Source organism: Dasania sp. GY-MA-18 (genome assembly GCF_024734385.1).
Lineage (GTDB): Bacteria > Pseudomonadota > Gammaproteobacteria > Pseudomonadales > Dasaniaceae > Dasania > Dasania phycosphaerae.
This window is the reverse complement of sequence record NZ_JANHAP010000006.1, coordinates 74,297-96,067: the sequence shown is the minus strand read 5'-3', so window position 1 is coordinate 96,067 and position 21,771 is coordinate 74,297. Positions and strand designations below refer to the sequence as shown.

Annotated in this window: 14 protein-coding genes; 8 read left to right on the top strand and 6 right to left on the bottom strand. The window is 50.1% G+C overall.

The genetic code is table 11. The features are described 5' to 3' along the window. Positions 1 to 23: 23 nt before the first annotated feature. The 6 genes from NO559_RS08715 to NO559_RS08690 all read left to right on the top strand — a co-directional run bounded on the left by NO559_RS08715 (position 24) and on the right by NO559_RS08690 (position 13,360). Complete coding sequence (locus NO559_RS08715; protein ID WP_258331429.1) at positions 24 to 1,448, top strand: aldehyde dehydrogenase family protein; 1,425 nt, start codon at positions 24 to 26, stop codon at positions 1,446 to 1,448. A 615-nt stretch (positions 1,449 to 2,063) separates the two neighbouring features. After that, positions 2,064 to 3,233 (top strand): iron-containing alcohol dehydrogenase, encoded by a 1,170-nt coding sequence (locus NO559_RS08710; protein WP_258331428.1) that lies wholly within the window; start codon positions 2,064 to 2,066, stop codon positions 3,231 to 3,233. 106 nt (positions 3,234 to 3,339) lie between these two features. Next, entirely contained in the window at positions 3,340 to 8,739 is a 5,400-nt protein-coding gene (locus NO559_RS08705; RefSeq protein WP_258331427.1) for an AMP-binding protein, read from the top strand. 334 nt (positions 8,740 to 9,073) lie between these two features. Then, positions 9,074 to 10,405, top strand: a complete 1,332-nt coding sequence (locus NO559_RS08700) for an amidohydrolase (protein WP_258331426.1) — start codon at positions 9,074 to 9,076, stop codon at positions 10,403 to 10,405. A 468-nt stretch (positions 10,406 to 10,873) separates the two neighbouring features. Beyond that, positions 10,874 to 11,857, top strand: a complete 984-nt coding sequence (locus NO559_RS08695; RefSeq protein ID WP_258331425.1) for a YhdH/YhfP family quinone oxidoreductase — start codon at positions 10,874 to 10,876, stop codon at positions 11,855 to 11,857. A gap of 108 nt (positions 11,858 to 11,965) precedes the next feature. Then, positions 11,966 to 13,360, top strand: coding sequence for a DUF3422 family protein (locus NO559_RS08690; protein WP_258331424.1), 1,395 nt, complete (start codon positions 11,966 to 11,968; stop codon positions 13,358 to 13,360). 67 nt (positions 13,361 to 13,427) lie between these two features. Here NO559_RS08690 and NO559_RS08685 read toward each other — a convergent pair whose 3' ends face one another. After that, complete coding sequence (locus tag NO559_RS08685; protein ID WP_258331423.1) at positions 13,428 to 13,928, bottom strand: YgjV family protein; 501 nt, start codon at positions 13,926 to 13,928, stop codon at positions 13,428 to 13,430. Positions 13,929 to 14,047: 119 nt separating this feature from the next. Continuing rightward, positions 14,048 to 16,021: an ABC transporter substrate-binding protein gene (locus NO559_RS08680; protein ID WP_258331422.1), complete on the bottom strand. Its 1,974-nt coding sequence runs from the start codon at positions 16,019 to 16,021 to the stop codon at positions 14,048 to 14,050. A 154-nt stretch (positions 16,022 to 16,175) separates the two neighbouring features. Between NO559_RS08680 and NO559_RS08675 the strand changes: the two genes are divergently transcribed. Beyond that, on the top strand, positions 16,176 to 16,841 hold the full coding sequence (locus NO559_RS08675) for a 2OG-Fe(II) oxygenase (RefSeq protein WP_258331421.1): 666 nt from the start codon (positions 16,176 to 16,178) through the stop codon (positions 16,839 to 16,841). Positions 16,842 to 16,878: 37 nt separating this feature from the next. Here the strand turns inward: NO559_RS08675 and NO559_RS08670 are convergent, their stop codons facing one another. Beyond that, the gene (locus NO559_RS08670) at positions 16,879 to 17,376 is read right to left on the bottom strand and encodes an MgtC/SapB family protein (protein ID WP_258331420.1); all 498 of its coding nucleotides are present in this window, start codon (positions 17,374 to 17,376) and stop codon (positions 16,879 to 16,881) included. A gap of 297 nt (positions 17,377 to 17,673) precedes the next feature. Between NO559_RS08670 and NO559_RS08665 the strand changes: the two genes are divergently transcribed. Continuing rightward, positions 17,674 to 17,859: a hypothetical protein gene (locus tag NO559_RS08665; RefSeq protein ID WP_258331419.1), complete on the top strand. Its 186-nt coding sequence runs from the start codon at positions 17,674 to 17,676 to the stop codon at positions 17,857 to 17,859. 244 nt (positions 17,860 to 18,103) lie between these two features. Here NO559_RS08665 and NO559_RS08660 read toward each other — a convergent pair whose 3' ends face one another. From NO559_RS08660 to NO559_RS08650, 3 genes are all read right to left on the bottom strand, one after another. Next, positions 18,104 to 19,519 carry an FAD-binding oxidoreductase gene (locus NO559_RS08660; protein ID WP_258331418.1) on the bottom strand — a complete coding sequence of 472 codons (1,416 nt, stop codon included), beginning with the start codon at positions 19,517 to 19,519 and terminating at the stop codon, positions 18,104 to 18,106. Positions 19,520 to 19,928: 409 nt separating this feature from the next. Next, entirely contained in the window at positions 19,929 to 20,294 is a 366-nt protein-coding gene (locus NO559_RS08655) for a cupin domain-containing protein (protein ID WP_258331417.1), read from the bottom strand. 156 nt (positions 20,295 to 20,450) lie between these two features. Next, positions 20,451 to 21,404, bottom strand: coding sequence for a LysR family transcriptional regulator (locus tag NO559_RS08650; protein ID WP_258331416.1), 954 nt, complete (start codon positions 21,402 to 21,404; stop codon positions 20,451 to 20,453). Positions 21,405 to 21,771: the final 367 nt, after the last annotated feature.

Here is a 21,771-nt window from a genome sequence, read left to right as displayed (position 1 = left end):
GACTAAAGAAGTGGAGTACCCCCATGCGAATTTACGACCAGTTTTACATTAACGGCCAATGGGTAGCACCTGTAGAGCCCAAGCTCTTAGATGTTATCAACCCCGCCAATGAAGAGGTTTGTGCGCAAATCTCTATGGGCTCAGAGGCAGACGTTGACGCAGCCGCTAAAGCTGCCCGCGCCGCCTTTAACAGCTACGGCTATAGCAGCCGCGAAGAGCGCATCGCACTGCTTGAAAGAATCATCGAGGTCTATAAAAAGTACTACGATGAGGTGGCCGATGCCATCTCTGAAGAAATGGGTGCACCCACCAAGCTAGCCAAAGGCGGCCAGGCTCATACCGGCCTAGGTCACTTTCAGTCAGCTCTTAAAGCCTTAAAAACCTACGAATTTAACGAAGAGCTAGGCAACTCTGAAATTGTGATGGAGCCTATAGGTGTGTGTGGTTTTATCACTCCTTGGAACTGGCCCATCAACCAAATCGCCTGTAAAGTCGCGCCCGCACTAGCCGTGGGTTGTACCGTGGTACTTAAGCCTTCGGAAGTAGCGCCTTTATCTGCCTATGTCTTCACCAAAATCATGCACGAAGCAGGCGTACCCGCTGGTGTACTCAACATGGTGAACGGCGATGGCCCAGCAGTAGGCACAGCTATTTCTACTCACCCTGAAATTGATATGGTGTCTTTCACCGGCTCTACCCGTGCAGGTACTTTAGTGGCACAAAACGCTGCCCCTACCGTTAAACGTGTAGCTCAAGAGCTAGGTGGCAAATCAGCCAACATCGTATTGGAAGATGCCGATCTAGAAAAATGCATCACCGAAAGCACACTGGACATGTTTAGCAACACCGGCCAGTCCTGTAACGCTCCTTCGCGTATGTTAGTCCCTGCCAGCAAACTAGCTGAAGTCAATGAAATTGCAGCCAGAGCCGCCGCCACAGTTGTTACTGGCGACCCTAAGGCCGAAGGCACGACCATGGGCCCCGTGGTTAGCGATGTACAATTCAGCAAAATCCAAAGCTTGATCCAGGCCGGCATAGATGAAGGTTCAGAGCTATTATGCGGTGGCACAGGCCGCCCTGAAGGCTTAGAAAAAGGCTATTACATCAAGCCCACCATCTTCACCAACTGCAATAACGATATGATTATTGCCCGTGAAGAAATCTTTGGCCCTGTGTTCTGCATCATCCCTTACAACACTTTGGATGAAGCCATAGCAATAGCCAACGACACCCCTTATGGCCTGGCTGGCTATATACAGGGTAAAGATGAAAAAACCATACGCTATGTGGCCTCACGCATACGCGCTGGTAACATCAACATTAACGGCAGCTACGGCGACTACGACACCCCCTTTGGCGGTTTCAAACAGTCGGGTAACGGCCGTGAATGGGGCCCACATGGCTTTGTAGACTTCCTGGAAGTGAAAGCGATTTCAGGCCTTAAATAAGCCCAAGCTATGCGCTAAATGTCAGTCATTTAGCGCACTGTCGGCGGTCTCTGGCTGCCGACAACTCCCCCTCCCCTCGTTCCAGCCCTGCAAAAAGTTCTAAGAAACCAGCGCGTTTATTCCGTAAAAACCAGCGATCTCCCTACAACTATCAAAACTGTGAATATTCACAATTTGATAAAAGTATTTGCTTTTGGGTAAGGATTGTTTGTAGTATCTAGCCACCTAACCGAACTATTATTCGGTTTACATAAAAAATGCTTATGTCGGGTATCAACTGTACTCATAACGTAAGCAGAGCCGATGCGCAAAGCTGCCAATCTATCCGAAAAGCTGGCCTTAACCATCGCTCGTAGTCCATGCCGGCGGGCACACCTCGCAGGCATACCCGAACACTGCCCAGTTAATACACTGGCGTGTTCCACCAACAGTGATAGTCAAAACGCCTATCATTCTCAAGCCAGAGCCCACCCTAAGCTCTGTAAAGTTTTTGCAAGGCAGCACCAAATGTCTTTGTGAAAATTCAATGCCTTAACGTTGAATTGATCATCCACCGTCAGTCATTGCCATAACTAAATTTTTTTAAATTTGACATTGCAACCGATGGAGAGACTTATGTCTTCGAATATCTTAGTGCCAGGCATTATGCAAATTGGCGCTGGCGCCAGCCTATGCCTGCCCGATGTGTTAGCGCAAATGGGCTTGAGCAAACCTTTATTTATCACCGGCCCCGTAGTCACCAAATACGGCTACCTCAAACGCGTTACCGACACCTTGGAGGCCGCCAATATTAACTATGGCGTGTTCAACGATGTACCCAACGACCCCACCACCGCCACCGTTACCGCAGCCCTAGCCGCGCTAGGCGAAGGCGATTACGACTGTGTAGTCGGCTTGGGTGGCGGCAGCCCCATGGATACCGCCAAGGCCGTTTCTTTGCTAGCGGTGAAAGGCGGTGCCGTGCGCGATTACAAGGCCCCCATCAACAACAGCGTGCCCGGCCTGCCCATCATCGCCATACCCACCACTGCCGGCACCGGCTCTGAGGCCACCAAAGTCACCATCATCACCGATGCCGAGAGCGACGAAAAAATGCTGCTTATGGGCCGCGCCTTTATGCCAGTAGCAGCACTGGTAGATTTTGAAATGACCCTCACCATGCCCTATCGCCTCACCGCCGACACGGGCATAGACAGCATGACTCACGCCATGGAGGCCTATGTTAGCCGCAAGGCCAACCTATTCTCCGATGCGCTGGCGCTAGCAGCCATGAAGATCATCTACAAAAACATACGTAAAGTTTGCGAGGACCTAAGCAACCGCGAGGCCCGCGAAGCCATGATGCTAGGTGCCTGCCAGGCGGGCATGGCATTTTCTAATGCCAGCGTGGCGCTGGTACACGGCATGAGCCGCCCTATAGGTGCCAACTTCCATGTGCCCCACGGCTTAAGCAACGCCATGTTGCTGCCTGCAGTAACCGCCTTTTCGGTGCCGCACTGTGTAGAGCGCTACGCCGACTGCGCCCGCGCTATGGAAATGGTACCCGCCGACTGCGACGACGCTACCGCCAACACCGTATTACTGGCCGAGCTGCGACGCCTAAACCAAGAGCTGGAAGTGCCCAGCCCAGAGCAATACGGCATAGACAGGCAGCGCTTTATGGATTTACTGCCAACCATGGCCGAGCAAGCCATAGCCTCAGGCTCACCCGGCAACAACCCGGTAATCCCTGACAGCGATCAGATCATTGCCATTTATAAAGAAATTTTCAGCAACGTGTGCTGATACCAGAGGGCTGCAACAGCGGCAGCCTCTGCAAATGATTAACCTTAAACTTGAAGCCATCTCTGGCTAAGCAAGCCTTAGAGCCCGCACGCCAGTAGGAGATACCATGAGCAACAACACTGCATACACCCCCAAAGTACCAGCCAGCATAATGCAAAACCCCATACGTAGCGGCGATGACTGGCAGCAAATGCGCGCCGACTGCGAACAAGACCTAGGCGCCTTTCACGGTGACATCGCCGCCAAAAACTGCCATTGGTTTAACCCCGAACAAAACGCCTGGCTAACAAAAAACGACAACGGCTGGACCGGCTGGGATGCCAACGGCAAACCCGCTGACTTAGCCAGCTGGACACCTTGGAGCACCGCCCTGGACGAAAGCGAAGCGCCCTTTTACCGCTGGTTTATAGGCGGCAAAACCAACGCCGCCTTCAACGAAGTTGACCGCCACGTATTAGCCGGCCACGGTGCTGAAACCGCCTTTTTCTACGAAGGCGACCGCTGGGACCCCACCGCCAACAACGGCAAAGGCGGCCCGGTACAACACTACAGCATGTCGCGTCGCGACTTAATGATTCAGTCGGTACTCGCCGCGCAAGCCCTGCGTGACCTAGGCTTAACATGCGGTGACCGCATTGCCATCAACATGCCTAATATACTGGAGCAAATTGTGTGGACCGAAGCCGCCAAGCGGGTAGGCGTAATCTACACCCCGGTATTTGGTGGTTTCTCGGATAAAACCTTATCCGACCGCATAGAAAACGCCGGAGCGAAAGTGGTTATCACCGCCGACGGCGCCTCGCGCAACGCCGAGGTAGCGGGCTTTAAAGAAATTTATAGCGACCCGGCTTTGGATAAATACATCTCTATCACGTCCGCATTAGATATTCTGGCCAATGCCAACGTTGACGGCGCATTAAAAAACAAAATCGTTGCTCACGTCACCGAAGTATTAGGTAGTGAAATCACCCTAAGCCGCGCCGAAGTCATGCGTGAAGTGGGTAAAATTTTAGCCAAAGCGCAACTCAGTGCCGAAGACACCGCCGAACTGCGCGGCGAATTAGCCGCCGCCCTTTCTAACTCACCGGCGCGGGTAGAAAAAGTGATAGTGGTGCGCCACGTCGCCCTAAACGACCTGCCTTGGTCAGAAGGCCGCGATGTGTGGGCGCATGATTTACTAGCCGCCGCCGAGCAAAAAATCCTAACAAACGCGGGCCTAAACTCACGCGCCGACTTAAACGCGCTAAGCGATCAAGACTTAGTGGCAGCACTTTATCAATCCGTGCCACCTGTAGCGGTAGATGCCGAGTTCCCCATGTTTATCATCTACACCTCAGGCTCTACCGGCAAACCTAAAGGCGTAGTACACGTACACGGTGGCTATATCGCCGGTATCACCGAAACCATGAAAGTCGCGTTTGATGCTGTGCCCGGCAAAGACGTGATGTGGGTCATCGCCGACCCCGGCTGGATCACCGGCCAGTCCTATATGATTAGCGCCGCCCTATCATCGCGGGTTAGCAGCGTGGTAACCGAAGGCTCGCCCGTGTTTCCACACACCGGTAGATTCTCATCCATTATCGAGCGCTATGGCGTCACTATATTTAAAGCGGGTTCTACCTTCTTAAAGGGGATAATGACCAACAACCAAAACCGCGCCGACGTTGAGCGCTACGATATGTCCTCACTAAAAGTAGCCACCTTCTGCGCCGAACCCACCTCACCTTCGGTACAAGAATTTGCCATGGAGTTGATGACCCCACAGTACATCAACTCTTACTGGGCCACCGAACACGGCGGCATAGTCTGGACCCACCCCTACGGCAACAAAGATTTACCGCTGCGCGCAGACACTCACACCTACCCACTACCGTGGATATTTGGCGACATCTGGATACCCCAAGGCGAAGCTAATGCGCAGGGCCGGGTGGCTTTCCGCTCTGCTCAACACGATGAAAAAGGCGAAGTGGTCATCGCCCGCCCCTACCCCTATTTGGCTCGCACCGTTTGGGGCGACGCCGCCAATGTGGGTAAGCCCGAATGGAAAGGTGATATTGCGCGCTTCGAAAGCACTTACTTTGGCCGCTACTGCAAGCAAGATGGCACTCCAGCTTACGGTTATCTACAAGGCGACTTTGCCCGCAGTTACCAAGATGGCAGCTTCTCCTTACACGGCCGCTCTGATGATGTTATTAACGTCTCGGGCCACCGCATGGGTACCGAAGAAATTGAAGGCGCAATCTTAAAAGACAAACAAGTAAACCCCGAATCAAAAGTGGGTAACTGTATTGTTATAGGCGCGCCCCACAGTGAAAAAGGCTTAACCCCCTTGGCCTTTATTTTGCCCATGGGCGATTCGCATATCACCCGCGACGACGAGCGCCGCTTAAAAGAATTAGTGCGCGAAGAAAAAGGCGTGGTGGCCGTGCCCTCTGACTTTATTTCGCTGTCGGCTTTCCCAGAAACTCGCAGCGGTAAATACATGCGCCGCTTCCTAAAAGCCATAGTGCTAGGGGAAGACTTAGGTGATACCTCTACCCTGCGCAACCCAGAGTGCCTAGATGAAATACGCGCAGCCGTGGCTAAATGGCAAGCAGGCCAAGACCGTGCCGAGCGCCAAACCATAGTAGAAAACACCCGCACTTTGCGCATCGAATATGCACCGGTTGCCGATAAAAACGGTGAAACCATACGCGTGGCCACCGTCACTATTAGCAACCCGCCGGTTAACGCCTTATCCGAGCGTTTATTGGATGAATTGGAAACCGCCCTTACCCATATCGCCCGTCGCTCAGACATAGGCGCAGTAGTGTTGGCCGGTGCTGGCAACAAAGCCTTTGTAGCCGGTGCCGACGTACGCCAATTATTAGAAGACGTACATGATGCCGCCGCTGCGCGCTCATTGCCCTCTAAGGCGCATGCCGTTGCCAATATGATCGAGAATATGAGCAAGCCCGTAATAGCAGCCGTTGAGGGCGTAGCCCTAGGTGGTGGCTGCGAGATGGCGCTGGCCTGTCATATGCGCGTAGCCAACAGCCGCACGATTTTCGGCCAGCCCGAAATCAACCTGTACCTGCCACCGGGTTACGGCGGCACTCAGCGTTTACCGCGAGTGTTGATGGATGCAGCGGGCGATGATGCTATCACCGGTTTGAATCGCGCCATGGCCATGTTGTTATCAGGCCGTCAAATCAAAGGCCAACAGGCCAATGAATTTGGCTTGGTAGATAAGTACTGCACTGGCGCTGACAGCGTATTACCTGCTGCACAAGCCCTGGCACGAGAAGCTGCCATCAATGGCAGTGGCACGGCCATCACGGCCATGAACAACCGTCACGAGGCGGTAGCTCGCTGGAACCAAACAGCCAGCTTCCCCACAGCGACCTTAGATGACGACTATGTGCAAATCTGCCTTAAGGCTTCCGAGCAAGCAGGCCGCGGCCCCGTAGCCCAGGCCATAGTCAACTTGGTTAAGCTAGGCTTTGAGCAAGGCTTTAAGGCTGGCTTAAACAGCGAGATAGACACCTTCGCCCAGTTTGTTATGGACGCAGAAAACGGCGGCAAAAAAGGCATACAGCTGTTTATGGATAAACAGTCACCCGCCCTGCCCAGCCGCGCCCGCAAAGATATCAGCGAAAAAGACGCACTCATAGCCGAGGGCCACATGCTGCCCATGGGTGCTCCTTACCTAGCTGGTATCACCCCCATCCCACCCTACCAACTAGCCAAGGCCGCAGTGCGTGATGCCCAAACCGGTGCCGCCAAACACGGCGACCCCATAGATGTAGAGGAAGAAGTAATCATCCCGGTACCGCAGCCAGAAGCTAATGAAGCTTTGGTGTATATGCTCACCTCTGAGCTTAACTACAACGATATCTGGGCCATTACCGGCATCCCCATCTCCTTGTTCGACGAGCACGATGAAGATATACACGTCACCGGCTCTGGCGGCATAGGCATAGTGGCGAAAATGGGCGAAGGCCTACAGAGCGAAGGCCGCTTAGCCGTAGGCAAACTGGTAGTGGTTTATTCAGGCGTATCTGATGTGCTAGACCCTGCCGCCGGTGTAGACCCCATGTTCACCGACTTTCACATACAGGGCTACCAATCGCCAGACGGCTCACATCAACAGTTTATGATTTGCTCGGGCCCGCAGATGATAGCCCCCGCCGCAGACCTAAGCTTAGAAGCGGCTGGCTCTTATATGCTGCCTGCTGGTACCGCCTACCGTGCCCTGTTCCGCGCCTTAGAGTTACGCCAAGGCGACCGCATGTTTGTTGAAGGTGCCGCTTCGGGTACCGGCGCTTGGTCAGTGGAGTTAGGCCTGGCCGCTGGCGCCAAGATCACCGGCATGGTGTCGTCGGAGGAGCGCTGTGAATACTTGCGCAAGCAAGGCTCTGCGGGTATTAACCGCAAAGACCCCGCCATTAAAGATTGCTTCACTAAAGTACCTGTTGAGCCCTCACAGTGGGCACAGTGGCAGCAACAAGGTGAAGGTTTCTTAAACGCCGTACGCGCAGCTAATGACGGTGAGCTGTGCACCCACGGCCTATCCCACGCCGGTGAAACCGCCTTCCCGCGCAGCTTCCAAGCGCTGGGTGAAAACGGCGTGATGACTTACTTCGGCGCCTCCGCCGGTTACCACATGACCTTTATAGGCAAGCCCGGTAGCTGCTCTGCCACCGAGATGTTACGCAAAGCCAAAGCCCGCCCCGGCCAGGCCACGGTTATCTTCTACGGCAGCCGCACCGGCCAGCGTGACAACGAAGCCCTGGCCGCCATAGAAGCTGGCCGCGCCTCATCATTGCGCATAGTGGTGGTTACCGACACCGATGCCGAACGCGATTTTGTGATGTCACTGGGCTTTGGTGATGCCGTTTTAGGCGCAGTGAGCTTGGCGGAAATCAAACGCCGCGAGCCCGAGTTCGACTGGCCAGACACCATGGCTGATTTACCCAACCCCGAGTCGCCAGAGTTTAAAGAGTGCGTACGTTTAATGAACGAAAACACCCTTAAACCCATAGGCAAAGCAGTAGGTAAATTGCTGCGCTCTGAGGACAACCCCCGCGGCCAGCCCGACATCATCATAGAGCGTGCGCACACCGACTCACTGTTCGCCTCCACCATGATGGTAAAACCCCATACCGGCATAGTGATTTACGCCGGTGACATGGGCGGCAAACGTTACAGCTTCTACGCACCGCAAGTGTGGATGCGTCAGCGTCAAATATTGATGCCTACCGCATCCATAGTGGGCACCCACTTGTGTAACGCGGCAGAAATCTTAGGCCTAAACCAAATGATAGACGCCGGTGCCGTACAAGTACCCGAGCCCTACCTAGGTGAATGGGATGAGATGGAAAACCTACACCAAGCCATGTGGGAAAACCGCCTGCCCGAGGTGACCAACGGCGCTGTTAAAACCGTTATCAACCACGCCCTACCCATGCACGGATTAAAATCCATGGATGAGCTATTGGCGGCGTGGGCGGAACAAGAGCAGTAAGCCGCAGGCTTACGGGGACAGATCTTGGCCACAATAATGCCTTCGGCATCCTTGTGGCCTACGGGCGCCTTTTAAAAGCAGGCGTCCAAATTGCGATGCAATTTGTAGCTCTGCCCCCCTTGCCTATTAAGCTTATAAACATTAGCCCCACATTTGCGGTAATTAACCAGCCTGCTTGGGGCGTATATCCCCAAGTAGCGCTACCCTATGCTAAACCTGAATCATTATGGGTGACGCTAGGGTCTTAGCTTTTATTAATAACCTATAGCTAGCCAACCCAGTATGACAAACTGCACACTGAAACCATCCAAGACCTAATTCTGGAGATGTATAGATGAAAATTTGGCTACCTAAACCCAGCGCTTGCCTGCCAAGCCTGAAAGGCTTAGCACTACTACTGGCAGCCAGCTGCGCCATTAGCTCGCAGGCCGCCAGCGATATAAACAGTAAAATAAAACAGCAATCCCTAGCCCTAGAGCAACAAGTCATAGCTTGGCGCCGCGATATACACCAACACCCAGAGCTAGGTAATAGAGAATTCAGAACCGCCAAATTAGTGGCCGAACATTTAGAAAAACTCGGTATAGAAGTACAAACCGGGGTAGCCCATACCGGTGTAGTTGGCATTTTACGCGGCAACCAAGCCTCGCCAGTCATCGCCATACGGGCCGATATGGATGCCCTACCGGTTAGCGAGCAGGTAGACCTGCCCTTTGCCTCCAAAGTCACCACCCTTATGGACGGTGAAAAAGTCGGCGTGATGCACGCCTGCGGCCACGACAACCATGTGGCTATATTAATGGGCGTAGCCGAGCTATTAGCCTCCATGCGCGATCAATTACCAGGCACGGTTAAGTTTATCTTTCAGCCTGCCGAAGAAGGCCCGCCACCCGGCGAACAAGGCGGCGCTGAGCTAATGGTAAAACAAGGGGTTATGAGCAAACCCACCCCCGATGCCGTTATAGGCTTACACGTTATGCCCTTTCCCGTAGGCAGTGTTTACTACACCAAGGGCAGCGCCATGGCCAGCCAGGACGACTTCAGCATTACCGTTAAAGGCAAACAAACCCACGGTGCCATGCCTTGGGGCGGGGTAGACCCCATAGTCGCCGCCTCGCAAGTCGTACTTGGGCTACAGACTGTCCCCAGCCGCCAACTCAATATCACCGCAGGCCCCACCATTGTTACTGTGGGTAAAATAGCCGGCGGCGTACGCTCTAATATCATCCCCGATAAGGTTGAAATTGTGGGAACAGTACGCACCCTAATGCCCGATGCACAGGAAGAAATACATCATAAAATTCGCCACACCGCCGAGCACATAGCTGCAGCAACCGGCGCCAAAGCCGAAGTAGAGTTTCAAAACGGCTACCCGGTGACTTATAACAATCCTGAACTCACCGACAAAATGGTGGCCAAGCTACAACAGCAATTAGGCAGCGACAGAGTCAAAGCCATACCCGCCAGCATGGGCTCGGAAGATTTTTCTTACCTGGCACAAAAAGCACCGGGGTTTTTCTTTATGCTAGGCATAGTACCCGCCGACCAAGACCCCGTAACCGCAGCTAAAAATCATTCGCCCTATTTTTATGCTGACGAAGCGGCCTTACAGGTAGGGGTAGAAGCGCTGTCGACACTAGCTGTTGATTTTTTAAAAAAGCATTAAAAAAAGCTGCAAATAAATGCTGCTGGTTTAGTGAAAATTAAGCCAGTAGTATTTGATTTTAGTTTTATCTGAAGTCGCTTTTACTTTCTAAAAACCACTTCAAATACAACTACGAAGCACCCAAACTCCCCTTGGGAGTCGCCGAGCAACGGAGATTTTTAACGGGACGAAGTAGTGAGGGATGTCTGAGCATTTTGAAGATTGAGTATCTTCAAAATGCGAGTTCCGCAGCGGCCGCTAATTTCTGAGTAGCACAGGGAACCCGAAGGGCGGCGGACTAGGGTGCCCTTTCTTTTGGTTCGGTTTTCTTTGGGCAAACAAAGAAAATGAACTCGCCTAGCAAGGCGAAACAAAGCCTAACAAAACACTATAAAATAGAACCTTGATCAAAATCACAGGCAACTAGATACCGGCCTTCGCCGGTATGACAAAAAACAACTTCATTGCAAAAAAAGGCAAACACCCACGATGCAATTCAAAGCACTACTCACCACTGAAAACAACGGCAGCTACCAAACCCAACTCGTCACCCGCCACGTAGACGAGCTCCCCCCGGGTGAGCTACTGATCAAAGTGCAATACAGCTGCCTCAACTACAAAGATGCCCTATCCACCTCTGGTCACCCCGGCATTACCAAAAACTTCCCCCATACACCGGGTGTAGACGCCGTCGGCACCGTTGCGCACAGCGATAGCGATGACTTTACCGAGGGCGACGCTGTGATTGTCACCGGCCACGACTTTGGTATGCACACCGACGGTGGCTTATCACAATACATACGCGTGCCTGCGGCTTGGGCCATCCCCCTGCCTCAAGGCTTAAGCGCTCAACAAACCATGCAATTGGGCACTGCTGGCCTAACCGCCGGGCTAAGTTTATTAAAGCTAGAGGCCATGGGGGCCAAACCCGGCGACAGCGTATTAGTGACCGGTGCCACCGGCGGCGTAGGCTGTTTAAGCGTGGCGCTGCTAGCCCGCTGCGGCTATAAGGCCATAGCCAGCAGCGGTAAAGCGCAATACGCCGACAAACTCAAAGAACTAGGGGCCAGCGAGGTGATAGACCGCCAACAGCTATCCGACGCATCCAGCAAAGCCCTGCTCAAGCCGCGCTGGCAACATGCCATAGACTGCGTAGGCGGTGAAACGTTAGTCAATATCTTTAAAACCTTGGCCCCCGGCGGCAGTGTGGCTGCCAGTGGTTTAGTGGCCTCGCCACAAATCAATGCCACGGTTTACCCCTTTATTTTACGCGGCATTAATTTACTGGGCATAGACTCGGTAGGGGTAGGCAACGCTAGCCGTCTAGCCGTGTGGCAGCGCTTGGCCAGCGACTGGCAGCTGCAGCTGCCTCAGGACTTTATTACTGAGATCCCCCTGGAACAGGCCTACGATTACATCACGCAATTTAAACAGGGCGACATATTTGGCCGTATAGTCGTTAAAATTTCATAATAAATACTAATACTTAGGGGCTAATTGCACGATTGCTGCTATGCCGCTTTTTATTGGGCTAGTAAAGTAGCGCCTCTGTATATAATTATTTGGCTAAGGGTTTATTACATGTCCACAAAACAAGAGCAATTTATTGGTGAACCCTTAAACCAAGAGCAAACGCCGGACAGTGAAGCCCCACAAGTGACCTCCTCAGGCATATTATTAGAGGTACACCCCAGCCGCGCCGAACTTTACGAAGAGCTGCATAACCGCCCTTCGCCACTGGTCAAAACCCCCTGCTGTGTTACCCATATCGCCTTATTAGTCGCCCGCGAGCAACGCGCCGACGAGTACCAGCACCTGGTTCAGCTATGCCAACGCTTTAGTATTAACCCGCCAGCTGAGGGTGCCTCTTGTTTTTACCAAAACTTTGGCGGCTTTGAGTTGCGCTGGGAAAGCCATATGGAGTTTTCTACCTACACCTTTATATGCAGCGGTTCCGACCCCGAATCTTTTATCACCCAGCCTTATACTGGTCGCGCTTTGCAATACGTGCCCCGTGATTGGCTGCAAAAATTACCCGGCCAATCCATGGCCGCCGTGCATTTAGCCATGGCTAAAAGTAGCGAGTCTATGACTCAAGAACATTTGGATAATGCCTTTGAACAAATGCGTTTATCTGGCAGCCAAGTGGCGGGTAATAAAGCCGAGGTTTTCACCAGTTTCCGCATACACAGTGACGGCTTTAGCCGTGCGCTGGTAATAGACAAGGGCTTAAACAGTTACCAGGCTGGCCGCTTAATGCAGCGGGTATTAGAGATAGAAACCTATAGAATTATGGCACTATTATCGCTGCCTATAGCTCGTAAGCTGTCGCCACAAGTACAAAAAATGGAAGAAAAGCTGGCCAGTATTAACAACTCCATCGCCAGCCTTAACGAAGATATAGACGAAAACAGCATGCTGATAGAACTGTCTGAGCTAGCAGCTAAAATCGAACAATACCGTTCCGACACCAACTACCGTTTTGGTGCTACCACCGCCTACTACGACATAGTCAACGCCAGACTTAAACAGCTGCACGAAAAAGAAATGCACGGCTACCAAACCCTGCAAGAGTTTATTGGCCGCCGCTTAGGCCCCGGTATAAAAACCTGTGCTGCAGTAAAAGAGCGCATGGAAAGCCTATCGTTGCGTATAGCGCAAACCAGCAGCTTGTTACGTACCCGGGTAGAACTTTCTATAGAGGCGCAAAACCAAGCCCTGCTCACCTCTATGAATCACCGCAGCGGCATGCAACTGCGCCTGCAACAAACGGTAGAGGGATTATCGGTAGCCGCCATTGCCTATTACTTAATGGGTTTACTGGAATATATCTACGATGCCGTTGAGCACCAAGGTATACACATAGATAAAACTACAGCGCTGGGTATTTCAGTGCCCTTTGCAGTTCTCATCACTTGGGCTGCTATGCGTAAAATGATGCGCAGCATTAAGGGGGCAGAGAGCAAGGTTAAATAGCCAAGCTCTTTAACTTGCTAGAGTTAAGTACAACGCTCAACTCTAGCAAGTAACCAACGCTAAACCACTACCGCCTACTTAGCTTATAAACATGCCGATAATAGCCTATCAAGCCACTACTCAAAAACATCAGTTCTAACAAAATAGCCACCGGGCTAAGCACGATTAAATTATGGATTAACCACACAGCAGAGCCGGCTATCAATAATAAGCGCATATTTTTTTGCTTATGTGAAAAAGAACCCGAGACCATCAGTAGATTGGCTATACCACTGAGTACACTTAAATAGCCGCCATAAGTGGCATATACAAAAGCTACTGCACTAGCCACAAATAACAGGTAAAGAAATTTTTGACGGTAGCGTATGGTAATCACATGCCGCACTGAGGCCACCGCAAACATAGCTGCGGCAGTGTACTGCTCTAACACATAAAAATGCCCGGCAATAAAGACAGAGCCCACAGCCATGGCCCCAAACACTTGGTAACGCTGCTTAAACTGCGCAGAAAAAGAGTCAAACACCAAGCCTATTAAACCCAGCATTTGGGAAACTGCAAACTCACTCATTATTAATTACCGCCTAATACTTTAACACTTTGTAGCTAGTATTAGATGGCATTAAACATCAAATAACACTACCCCATTTAGGTGGAAAACCCCAAAAAAAGGGGGCTCTGGCGTATAGCTTAGCCCACTTCCCCTTCTGTACAGTTACGCCCTCTTTCTTTAGCCCTATACAAATAGCCATCGGCCCTAGCAATTAAAGACTCATAAGTGTCATTCTCCAACCATTGAGCTACCCCAAAGGAACAGCTCTGTGGCGGCAAATCGCAAAATTCATGGCTGGCAATTTTTCGCCTTAGCTTTTCGGCTAAAGCATAGGCCCCAGCAAGGCTGGTTTCAGGGCATATAATTAGAAACTCTTCTCCCCCCCAGCGGCCTGGAATATCGGCTCCGCGAACATTATCCCGCATAATATCAGCGATAGATTTAATGACCTTATCACCTTGTATATGGCCATAATTGTCATTAATTTTTTTAAAATAATCGATATCAAAAATAACAACACTCAAATCTTTCTTATAGCGAGCAGCCTGACTAAGCACTTTATTAAAAGCATCTTGTATACCTCGACGATTATAGACATCTGTTAAAGGATCTATAAATGACAACTCTTCTATACGCTTTTTGTCACTAATATTAATGCTTATTTCCATTAAGCCGGCCAACTTCCCTTGTGTATCTATTAAGGCCTCCAACTCCATAAAAAGCCAAAAATTACCCTGTTCCTTATGCCGCATCAGCACCTCTCCAGACCATCTACCACGATTAGCCAAGGTACTGTGTATAGCTTTATGCACCTCATTTTTTTGCGAGATGTGTACTAGTTCTTCAAAATGGCGGCCGATTAATTGTTCACTGCTATAGCCCGAAGCTTTACAAAAAGCCCGTGACACCCTAGTCAAGCGGCCATCCTCATCCATAACACTATTAATGACATAGCGATCCACTACCTCCAAATAAAAACCCAACTCAGTTCTCGCAGAGTCCAGGGCATCTGAACGTAACACAACCTGTATTTTTAAACGGTGATTGTATATCCACAAACCTATGACTACTAACACGGTAATTAGCAATACAGCCAACAGTAAATAAAGCCACTGTAAATTAGGCTGATCCCTATAATACTCTCTGTAATCAATCCCTTTTGTGCTTTGCGTTTTATCAGCAAGCCCTAGTTGTATGTATATATCGCTAATACGATCAAAACGATTAACACTAAAATAACCTAGCTCTACCAACTTTGGCTTTATTAAACGCAAGGTATTTTCCGCCTCAAACAATAAATGTTCGCGTGTTTTCTCTGTTGCTAAATTATTGATTATCCAATCAACCATATCCTGGGGATGATTAATAGCGTAGTCCCAACCTCTAAGGCTGGCCTCTCGAAATCGCAACACAGCCTCTTTATTAGCCAGCAAATAATCTTCGTGGGTGAACAACATATCGCCATAAAAATCTATGCCGTAATTCGAGGGAGAAATAATATTAATGGGAATGTTTTTGCTTTTAAAATAAAACGTCTGATCCGTGATATAGGCCGACATCACATCAACCTCGCCATTGATCAAAGCGTCATCTTTAAAATTGTGTGGAACATGCGTGTATTGATCCTCAGTTAGACCCACCTCGGTAAACATCGCGGTTAACACAGCATCATCGATATTGCGTTGATACATCACCTGCTTGCCCACCAGTTCCAAAGGGCTAAGAATATTAGATGATTGTTTTGACAGTAATACTAGTGGGGAATGTTGAAACAAAGCCGCCAATATCACTACAGGCCGCCCTTGCATACGAGATAAAACCAAACTGGAGTCAGCCACACCAAATTCCGCATCGCCACTCAACACCACTTCTGAGGCGCTACGCTGAAAATTAACAGGCAAAATTTCTACATCAAAACCCGCTTCAGCATAATAGCCTTGCTTTAATGCAGCATAGAAGCCTGCAAACTGAAACTGGTGCTTCCATTTAAGCTGCAACCTAACTTTTTCTAAAGGACGATCAGAGGCAAGCTGAGCATAACCTGGTGTAACAAAAACCAGCATTAGCCAGGGCAATACAATTTTAAATAATAATTTTGCCGTTTTTATCATTAGCCCTCCAGGCATCATTATTTTTTATTGACTTCACAATAATTATTCATTGTACACCATATAGCTAAACCCCAATACTCGCCGTTTTTTTTACCCGCCAGCCATTGGCCATTATTACCAGGTGATTATCGCCCCGCGAGGAATACACACTGCAATGAACTCTGCCTTAGACCTAGCTAATTTTGAGCTATGTACCAATACCCAGCAACAATATGCCACTATTACCGAGCAGCTTTACAGCCAGGGCTATTGCGTTATAGAGCAGGCACTGGCTGCTGACTTTGCCATGGCCTTACACGGCCAGGCTAAGGCCTCGACCAGTCACTATAAAAAAGCGGAGGTTGGCAGGGGTGATAATAAGCATTACAACCCGGCCATACGCAGTGATGAGATTTTATGGATTACTGGCCAAACAGCAGTAGAGGCCAAGTGGCTAAGCTGGGCAGACGGGTTAAGAACGCAGCTAAACCGACGTTTATTTTTAAATTTGTCGAATTTTGAAAGCCATTTTTCGCACTACCCAGTAGGTGCTTTTTACCGTAAGCACCGCGACGCATTTCAGGGTAATAATAGCCGCCTAGTTTCCGTTGTTGCCTACCTAAACCCAAACTGGCGCGAGCAGGATGCTGGTGAGATGCTGATCTATGATGAACAACAGCAACAAACTATAAACGTGCAACCGCAGCTAGGCACTGTGGCGGTGTTTTTAAGCAATGACTTCCCCCATGAGGTGTTAGCCACCCAGCATGATCGCTACAGCATAGCCAGCTGGTTTAGCGCCAACGACCCCAGCAGCCCGGTGATATCCAGACTAAGGTAGCAGCTCTGGCTAAACCAGAGCTTAGTTGCCGTGTTAGCTATTCACCCTGCCGCCTATCCCTGTCACCGCGCTTAGACTCGCGGTAACGATTAACCCGGGTATGCACACCGCGGCTAAACAGCACGGTGCGCTCTTCTAATATATCCACCCCGTACAAAATCATCACCACTAAAATGGATAGCTTAATTGCCGGCAGCAAATGATCACAGGCTACCAACACTCCTAAGGAGGCCAGCACCCAAATGGTGGACGCTGAAGTCACACCAACCACGGCACCGTCTTTAGCTAGCATGACACCCGCGCCCAAAAAACCCACACCGGTAATCACCTGGCCTATTACCCGCGAGGTATCGACCTGCTCACCGCTGATTAAAAACGAGGTCGCTACAAATAAATAGGTACCCAAAATAATCAGCGAGGAGGTACGTATACCTACGGGCTTACCCCGCAACTGCCGCTCTAAACCGATAATCGCGCCGCAAAATAAAGCCACTGCTATGGAGTGCCAATTATAGGGGCTGATATCAAAAAACATTGCCAATCTATTTACCTCTATCGTTACCGTTAACGCCCAACTAATTATTAGCGTGGCCCAGCCCTAACCGGCGCGGGAATCCTACTAATAGGCCAGCCTGAATGAGGGCGCACTATAGGGTGTTTTTTAACGAATACAATACGCTAGCCACAAATATTTTTGCACCAGCCGCTTTGCTGCCAGCTCAAGCCTTGATAAGTAATTTTTAATATTAACAAAAAAAAATTTTGTTTTACCAACGGCAAAACTCAAGGCATATTCCACAAAAAGTGGCCCGAGTATGATTGGAGGTAGGCTATGAATGATTATGACGACGACATTGAACTAGATGCTGATGACTTTGATGACTCAGCAGATGACTATGTAGAAGAAGAGAGTAAAAAAACGCTATTTACCAACCGCCGCCGCGAGCTGGAAGACCGCATAGAGCTGTGGAAATTGCGTGATGAATTAGGTATTTACGACGACGACCTTTATGCCTAGGTCACTACAAAGGCATTCTTGTAATGGCATGTGCCTACAGGTGAAATCATGAAAGACAGACGAGTAAAAGACAGTAAAAAACTTAGCGATAATAAAAATCGCAAATTAGCGCGCAAGCTCAAATACGCGCAAAAAGGCCGTGCCATGTGAGTGCCGCAGTTTAGCTGGGTGTTTAAGCCCAGCCTAAGCATTGACTGCTGGTGAGAGGCCGCAGCCTCTCACCTTTACTTCTTCTTTATTATCCCTAGGCCATTAACAAGGCCAACTTATCACACACCGCAGCCACGGCTTTACGCTGCCAGGCAGGGGCCTTGCCCTTGTTATATAAGTCCTCCTCCCAAGAAAAAACATTTAACAAGGTTTGATAGGTTAGCCAGCGGCAGGGTTCAGGCTCCCAGCGCTTTAAGGCACTTTTATGAGTGGCTGGGCTAAAGGCCCAAGGCATGGCGGTAAGTTCAGTTTGCTTTTGCAAGATCATATCAGCCAAGGTACGGCCAAATAAGTTGGAAGCCCCCACCCCTTCACCACCATAACCACCGGCACTGGCTATGCCGCTATTGGCGTCAAAGACGGCAAAAGGGGTAAAATTACGCGCCATGCCTAAGGTGCCGCCCCAGCCATGGGTGATATTGACATTGGCCAGGCTGGGGAATAAATCACGCAGTATTTGCTCGCGCTCTCTAAACTCTGGGTCAGTCAGCGCAAAGCGGTGACGTACTTTACCCCCATAAATATAGCCACCACGCGCACCAAAAATAATACGGCCATCGGCCGAGCGTTGGCCGTAAGTGGCCATGCGGCCCGCATCGCTAAAGGTGGGCCTATCGGCCAGGCCTATTTCATCCCACTGCGATTCGCTTAAAGGCTCGGTGGCGACGATTAGGCTTTGTATGGGTAATACATAACGCTTTAACCCCATTAGCTCATCGGCAAAACCTTCGGTGGCAGGCACTATTACATCCGCACGCACACTGCCCTGTGCTGTTTGTAACTGCTTGTGGCCCACTTGAGTGACGGCGCTTTGCTCATAAATGGTGACGCCTTTGCGCTCTAGGCACTGGGCTAAGCCTCTTACCAATTTGGCGGGGTTTATTACCGCACAGTGAGGGGTGTATATGCCGCCCATACCCTTGCGCATGCGCACGGTGTCATCCAGCTCGGCCTTACTCAACCAGCGATAGTCATCCTCGCTCAAACCAGCCTGATATAAATGCTTAAGTTCTTCTTGCTGAAAAGCCAGCTGCTCTGGGTAACGGGCAGCGGCATACACCGAGCCGCCATGATGTAAATCACAGTCTATATTTTCAGCGGCTAAAACCTGTTTAACCTCCGCAATAATACCGAAGATCAGCTGATAACCAGCCTGCCGCTCTGCCTCTGGCAGCCCAGCCAAGTACTTAGTTTTACCCGCCATGGCCCCCATTAACCAACCGCCATTGCGGCCCGAGGCACCAAAACCGGCGGTTTCAGATTCGATAATGGCTATGCGTAAATCCGGCTGTTGCTTATTGAGATAATAAGCCGTCCACAGGCCGGTAAAACCGGCACCAATAATAGCCACATCGGCCTGTATATCTTCGGTCAGGGCTGGCCGGGGCTGTATTTGCTCGGCCAGGGTATCAAACCAAAAGCTGACGGTTTGTTTGTTGTAATCGGTCATGGGCTATACCTCCACTACTGTCCGAAATCGTTTGAAACCAATGCTGCCAGTGGTTTATCTGTTATGCCGGTGCAGGCCGTTTTTCTATCATACCGGTGTAAACCGGTATCCATATCACTTACCACTATGGACTCCGGCCTGCGCCGGAGTGACGGGGATGGTATTTGTCACACCGGCATGGGCCGTTCTGTTTTCTGTCTGCCGGTGTAGGCCGTTCTTTTTCTGTCATACCGGCGTAAGCCGGTATCCATGTCACTTACCACTATGGACTCCGGCCTGCGCCGGAGTGACGGGAACGCAGGGCCGTTTTTCTTTGTCATACCGGCGTACAAGGTGAATTGCGCAGCAAGAGAGGGCACCCTAGGGTGGGCCGGATCCATACCCGCTGCGCTATAGCTTAGTGCGGTGCTTAATTACACTGGCAAATAATATAGTGCTTGCGCACCTTACCTAAGGACTCCCATACCCCATCAAAGCCCGGCTGCACAATAAAGGCCTGGCCCTGGCTAAACTCTTGCGAGTTGCCTTCTTTATCAGAAATACGCACAGTGCCTTCCAAAATATAACAATACTCCATCTCATTGGGGTGCTGTTTGATTTTATGATATTCCTCTGATTCCCATATACCTATGCTCACGCGGCCATCGGCACTGTCAAAGGCAGGCCAATCTGTGGTCACGGGATTGCCACCTAGCATCACTTCTGCTGGTGCAGTCACTGACTGGCCGGCTTGATTTTGCAGACTATCAAAGGAAAATATATGTTTTACAGGCATAGCGAAGCCTCTCTATTAAGGGATTACTAAGGGTATTGGTACGAACTCATTAAGGGAGGAGTTTAAAACAGGCTGCTAAAACTGTCTTACGAGCGGGTCCGGTCGAAAAAAGGCTGCACAAGGCAAAGACCAAGCAAGCCCGACTATATTAGCAATCTAGCCCACGCTTTCTATCGGAGGCGCTTCTGGCGTAGCCGCCAGCCATTCAAAGGCCTCTACATACACAGACTGGTGCAAGGTACTGCTAATAGCCTCTAACAACACTTTAAGCTTTTGTTCCATCTCCAGGCTTTTGTCATAGCAAACAAAGTAAGTAATGGAAGAGTGTATCTCTGGTAGCACGGTAGCCAAACTGCCCTGGGCTAAATCATCGGCCACCAAATAATAGGGTAAATAGCCTATGCCCAAGCCTGCTCTGGCCGCCTCTAAAATAGCCAGGGTGTTATTAATATAGGTAACCTCGTCGGCCGCTATGGCTAGCTCTGGGTTTTGTGACAATAGTGAGGCCCAATCGCTGTCGTCCATTTGCCCCATAATAATTTGATGATTGGCCAAATCGCTGCCTTCACCGACTATGCCATGCTGTGCTTGATACTCCGGCGAAGCCACCAACTGCATGCGCACCTTCATTAGCGGCTTATACTGCAGCCCCTCTACCAAGGTATTAACCCGTATCGCCACATCAATATTATTGGAAACTATGTCTACCAGCTTATCTTCCAAGGCCAGTTTTAATTTTAAATCCGGGTGTGTGCTCTTCACACGAGCAGCCACCTTGGGCATAAACACCGAGCCAAAACAGGTAGGAGCCGCGATGGTAAAACTGCCCCCCACATTTTTGCCGCTTAGGCTTTCAAACAAATGATCTAGCTCTGAAAAAATGGACTGGCACTTAGCCGCCAAAATTTCGCCCGTAGAGGTTAAACGCACGGTGTTGCGGCAGCGTCTATCCAATAGCTGCACATTCAACAGCGACTCTAGTTTTTTAATTTGATAGCTCACCGCCGACTGAGTAACACATAGCTCCTCAGCCGCACGGGTAAAGCTGTGGTGTTTAGCTACAGTATAAAAGCCATATAAATGTGAGAGGTGGTGCCGTGTGGCTGTCATCAATTTCATATCCGCTATTCATTATTTTTATATCCATGACACTGCGACGCGTACCGTCCTGATACCTAAGTGAAGTAACTATACACACTAAATCAATGATTTAGAATGCTAACAGCGGCTTTAACTTAAACTGTAATCAGCGTTATTTTAGGCCAACGGAATATAAAAATGCGTTACTGCTTAATAATAGCTGCTATAAAATTTTTTGAACGTTAATAGCAAAAAAACTTCTAACAAACTTGATAAAAAAAGCACTGATATTAAGCATCAGTAATTTTAATAAACCAGCCCTATAAAGCCTAACCAGACTAATACAAACCCCCTTAAAATCATTAAGCCTTTGTTTATAAAGCAGTTTATTTCATCC

Coding starts and splice junctions, on each gene's coding strand:
- NO559_RS08715 (WP_258331429.1), top strand. CDS start 24: ATGCGAATTTACGACCAGTTTTACATTAACGGCCAATGGGTAGCACCT.
- NO559_RS08710 (WP_258331428.1), top strand. CDS start 2,064: ATGTCTTCGAATATCTTAGTGCCAGGCATTATGCAAATTGGCGCTGGC.
- NO559_RS08705 (WP_258331427.1), top strand. CDS start 3,340: ATGAGCAACAACACTGCATACACCCCCAAAGTACCAGCCAGCATAATG.
- NO559_RS08700 (WP_258331426.1), top strand. CDS start 9,074: ATGAAAATTTGGCTACCTAAACCCAGCGCTTGCCTGCCAAGCCTGAAA.
- NO559_RS08695 (WP_258331425.1), top strand. CDS start 10,874: ATGCAATTCAAAGCACTACTCACCACTGAAAACAACGGCAGCTACCAA.
- NO559_RS08690 (WP_258331424.1), top strand. CDS start 11,966: ATGTCCACAAAACAAGAGCAATTTATTGGTGAACCCTTAAACCAAGAG.
- NO559_RS08685 (WP_258331423.1), bottom strand. CDS start 13,928: ATGAGTGAGTTTGCAGTTTCCCAAATGCTGGGTTTAATAGGCTTGGTG.
- NO559_RS08680 (WP_258331422.1), bottom strand. CDS start 16,021: ATGATAAAAACGGCAAAATTATTATTTAAAATTGTATTGCCCTGGCTA.
- NO559_RS08675 (WP_258331421.1), top strand. CDS start 16,176: ATGAACTCTGCCTTAGACCTAGCTAATTTTGAGCTATGTACCAATACC.
- NO559_RS08670 (WP_258331420.1), bottom strand. CDS start 17,376: ATGTTTTTTGATATCAGCCCCTATAATTGGCACTCCATAGCAGTGGCT.
- NO559_RS08665 (WP_258331419.1), top strand. CDS start 17,674: ATGAATGATTATGACGACGACATTGAACTAGATGCTGATGACTTTGAT.
- NO559_RS08660 (WP_258331418.1), bottom strand. CDS start 19,519: ATGACCGATTACAACAAACAAACCGTCAGCTTTTGGTTTGATACCCTG.
- NO559_RS08655 (WP_258331417.1), bottom strand. CDS start 20,294: ATGCCTGTAAAACATATATTTTCCTTTGATAGTCTGCAAAATCAAGCC.
- NO559_RS08650 (WP_258331416.1), bottom strand. CDS start 21,404: ATGACAGCCACACGGCACCACCTCTCACATTTATATGGCTTTTATACT.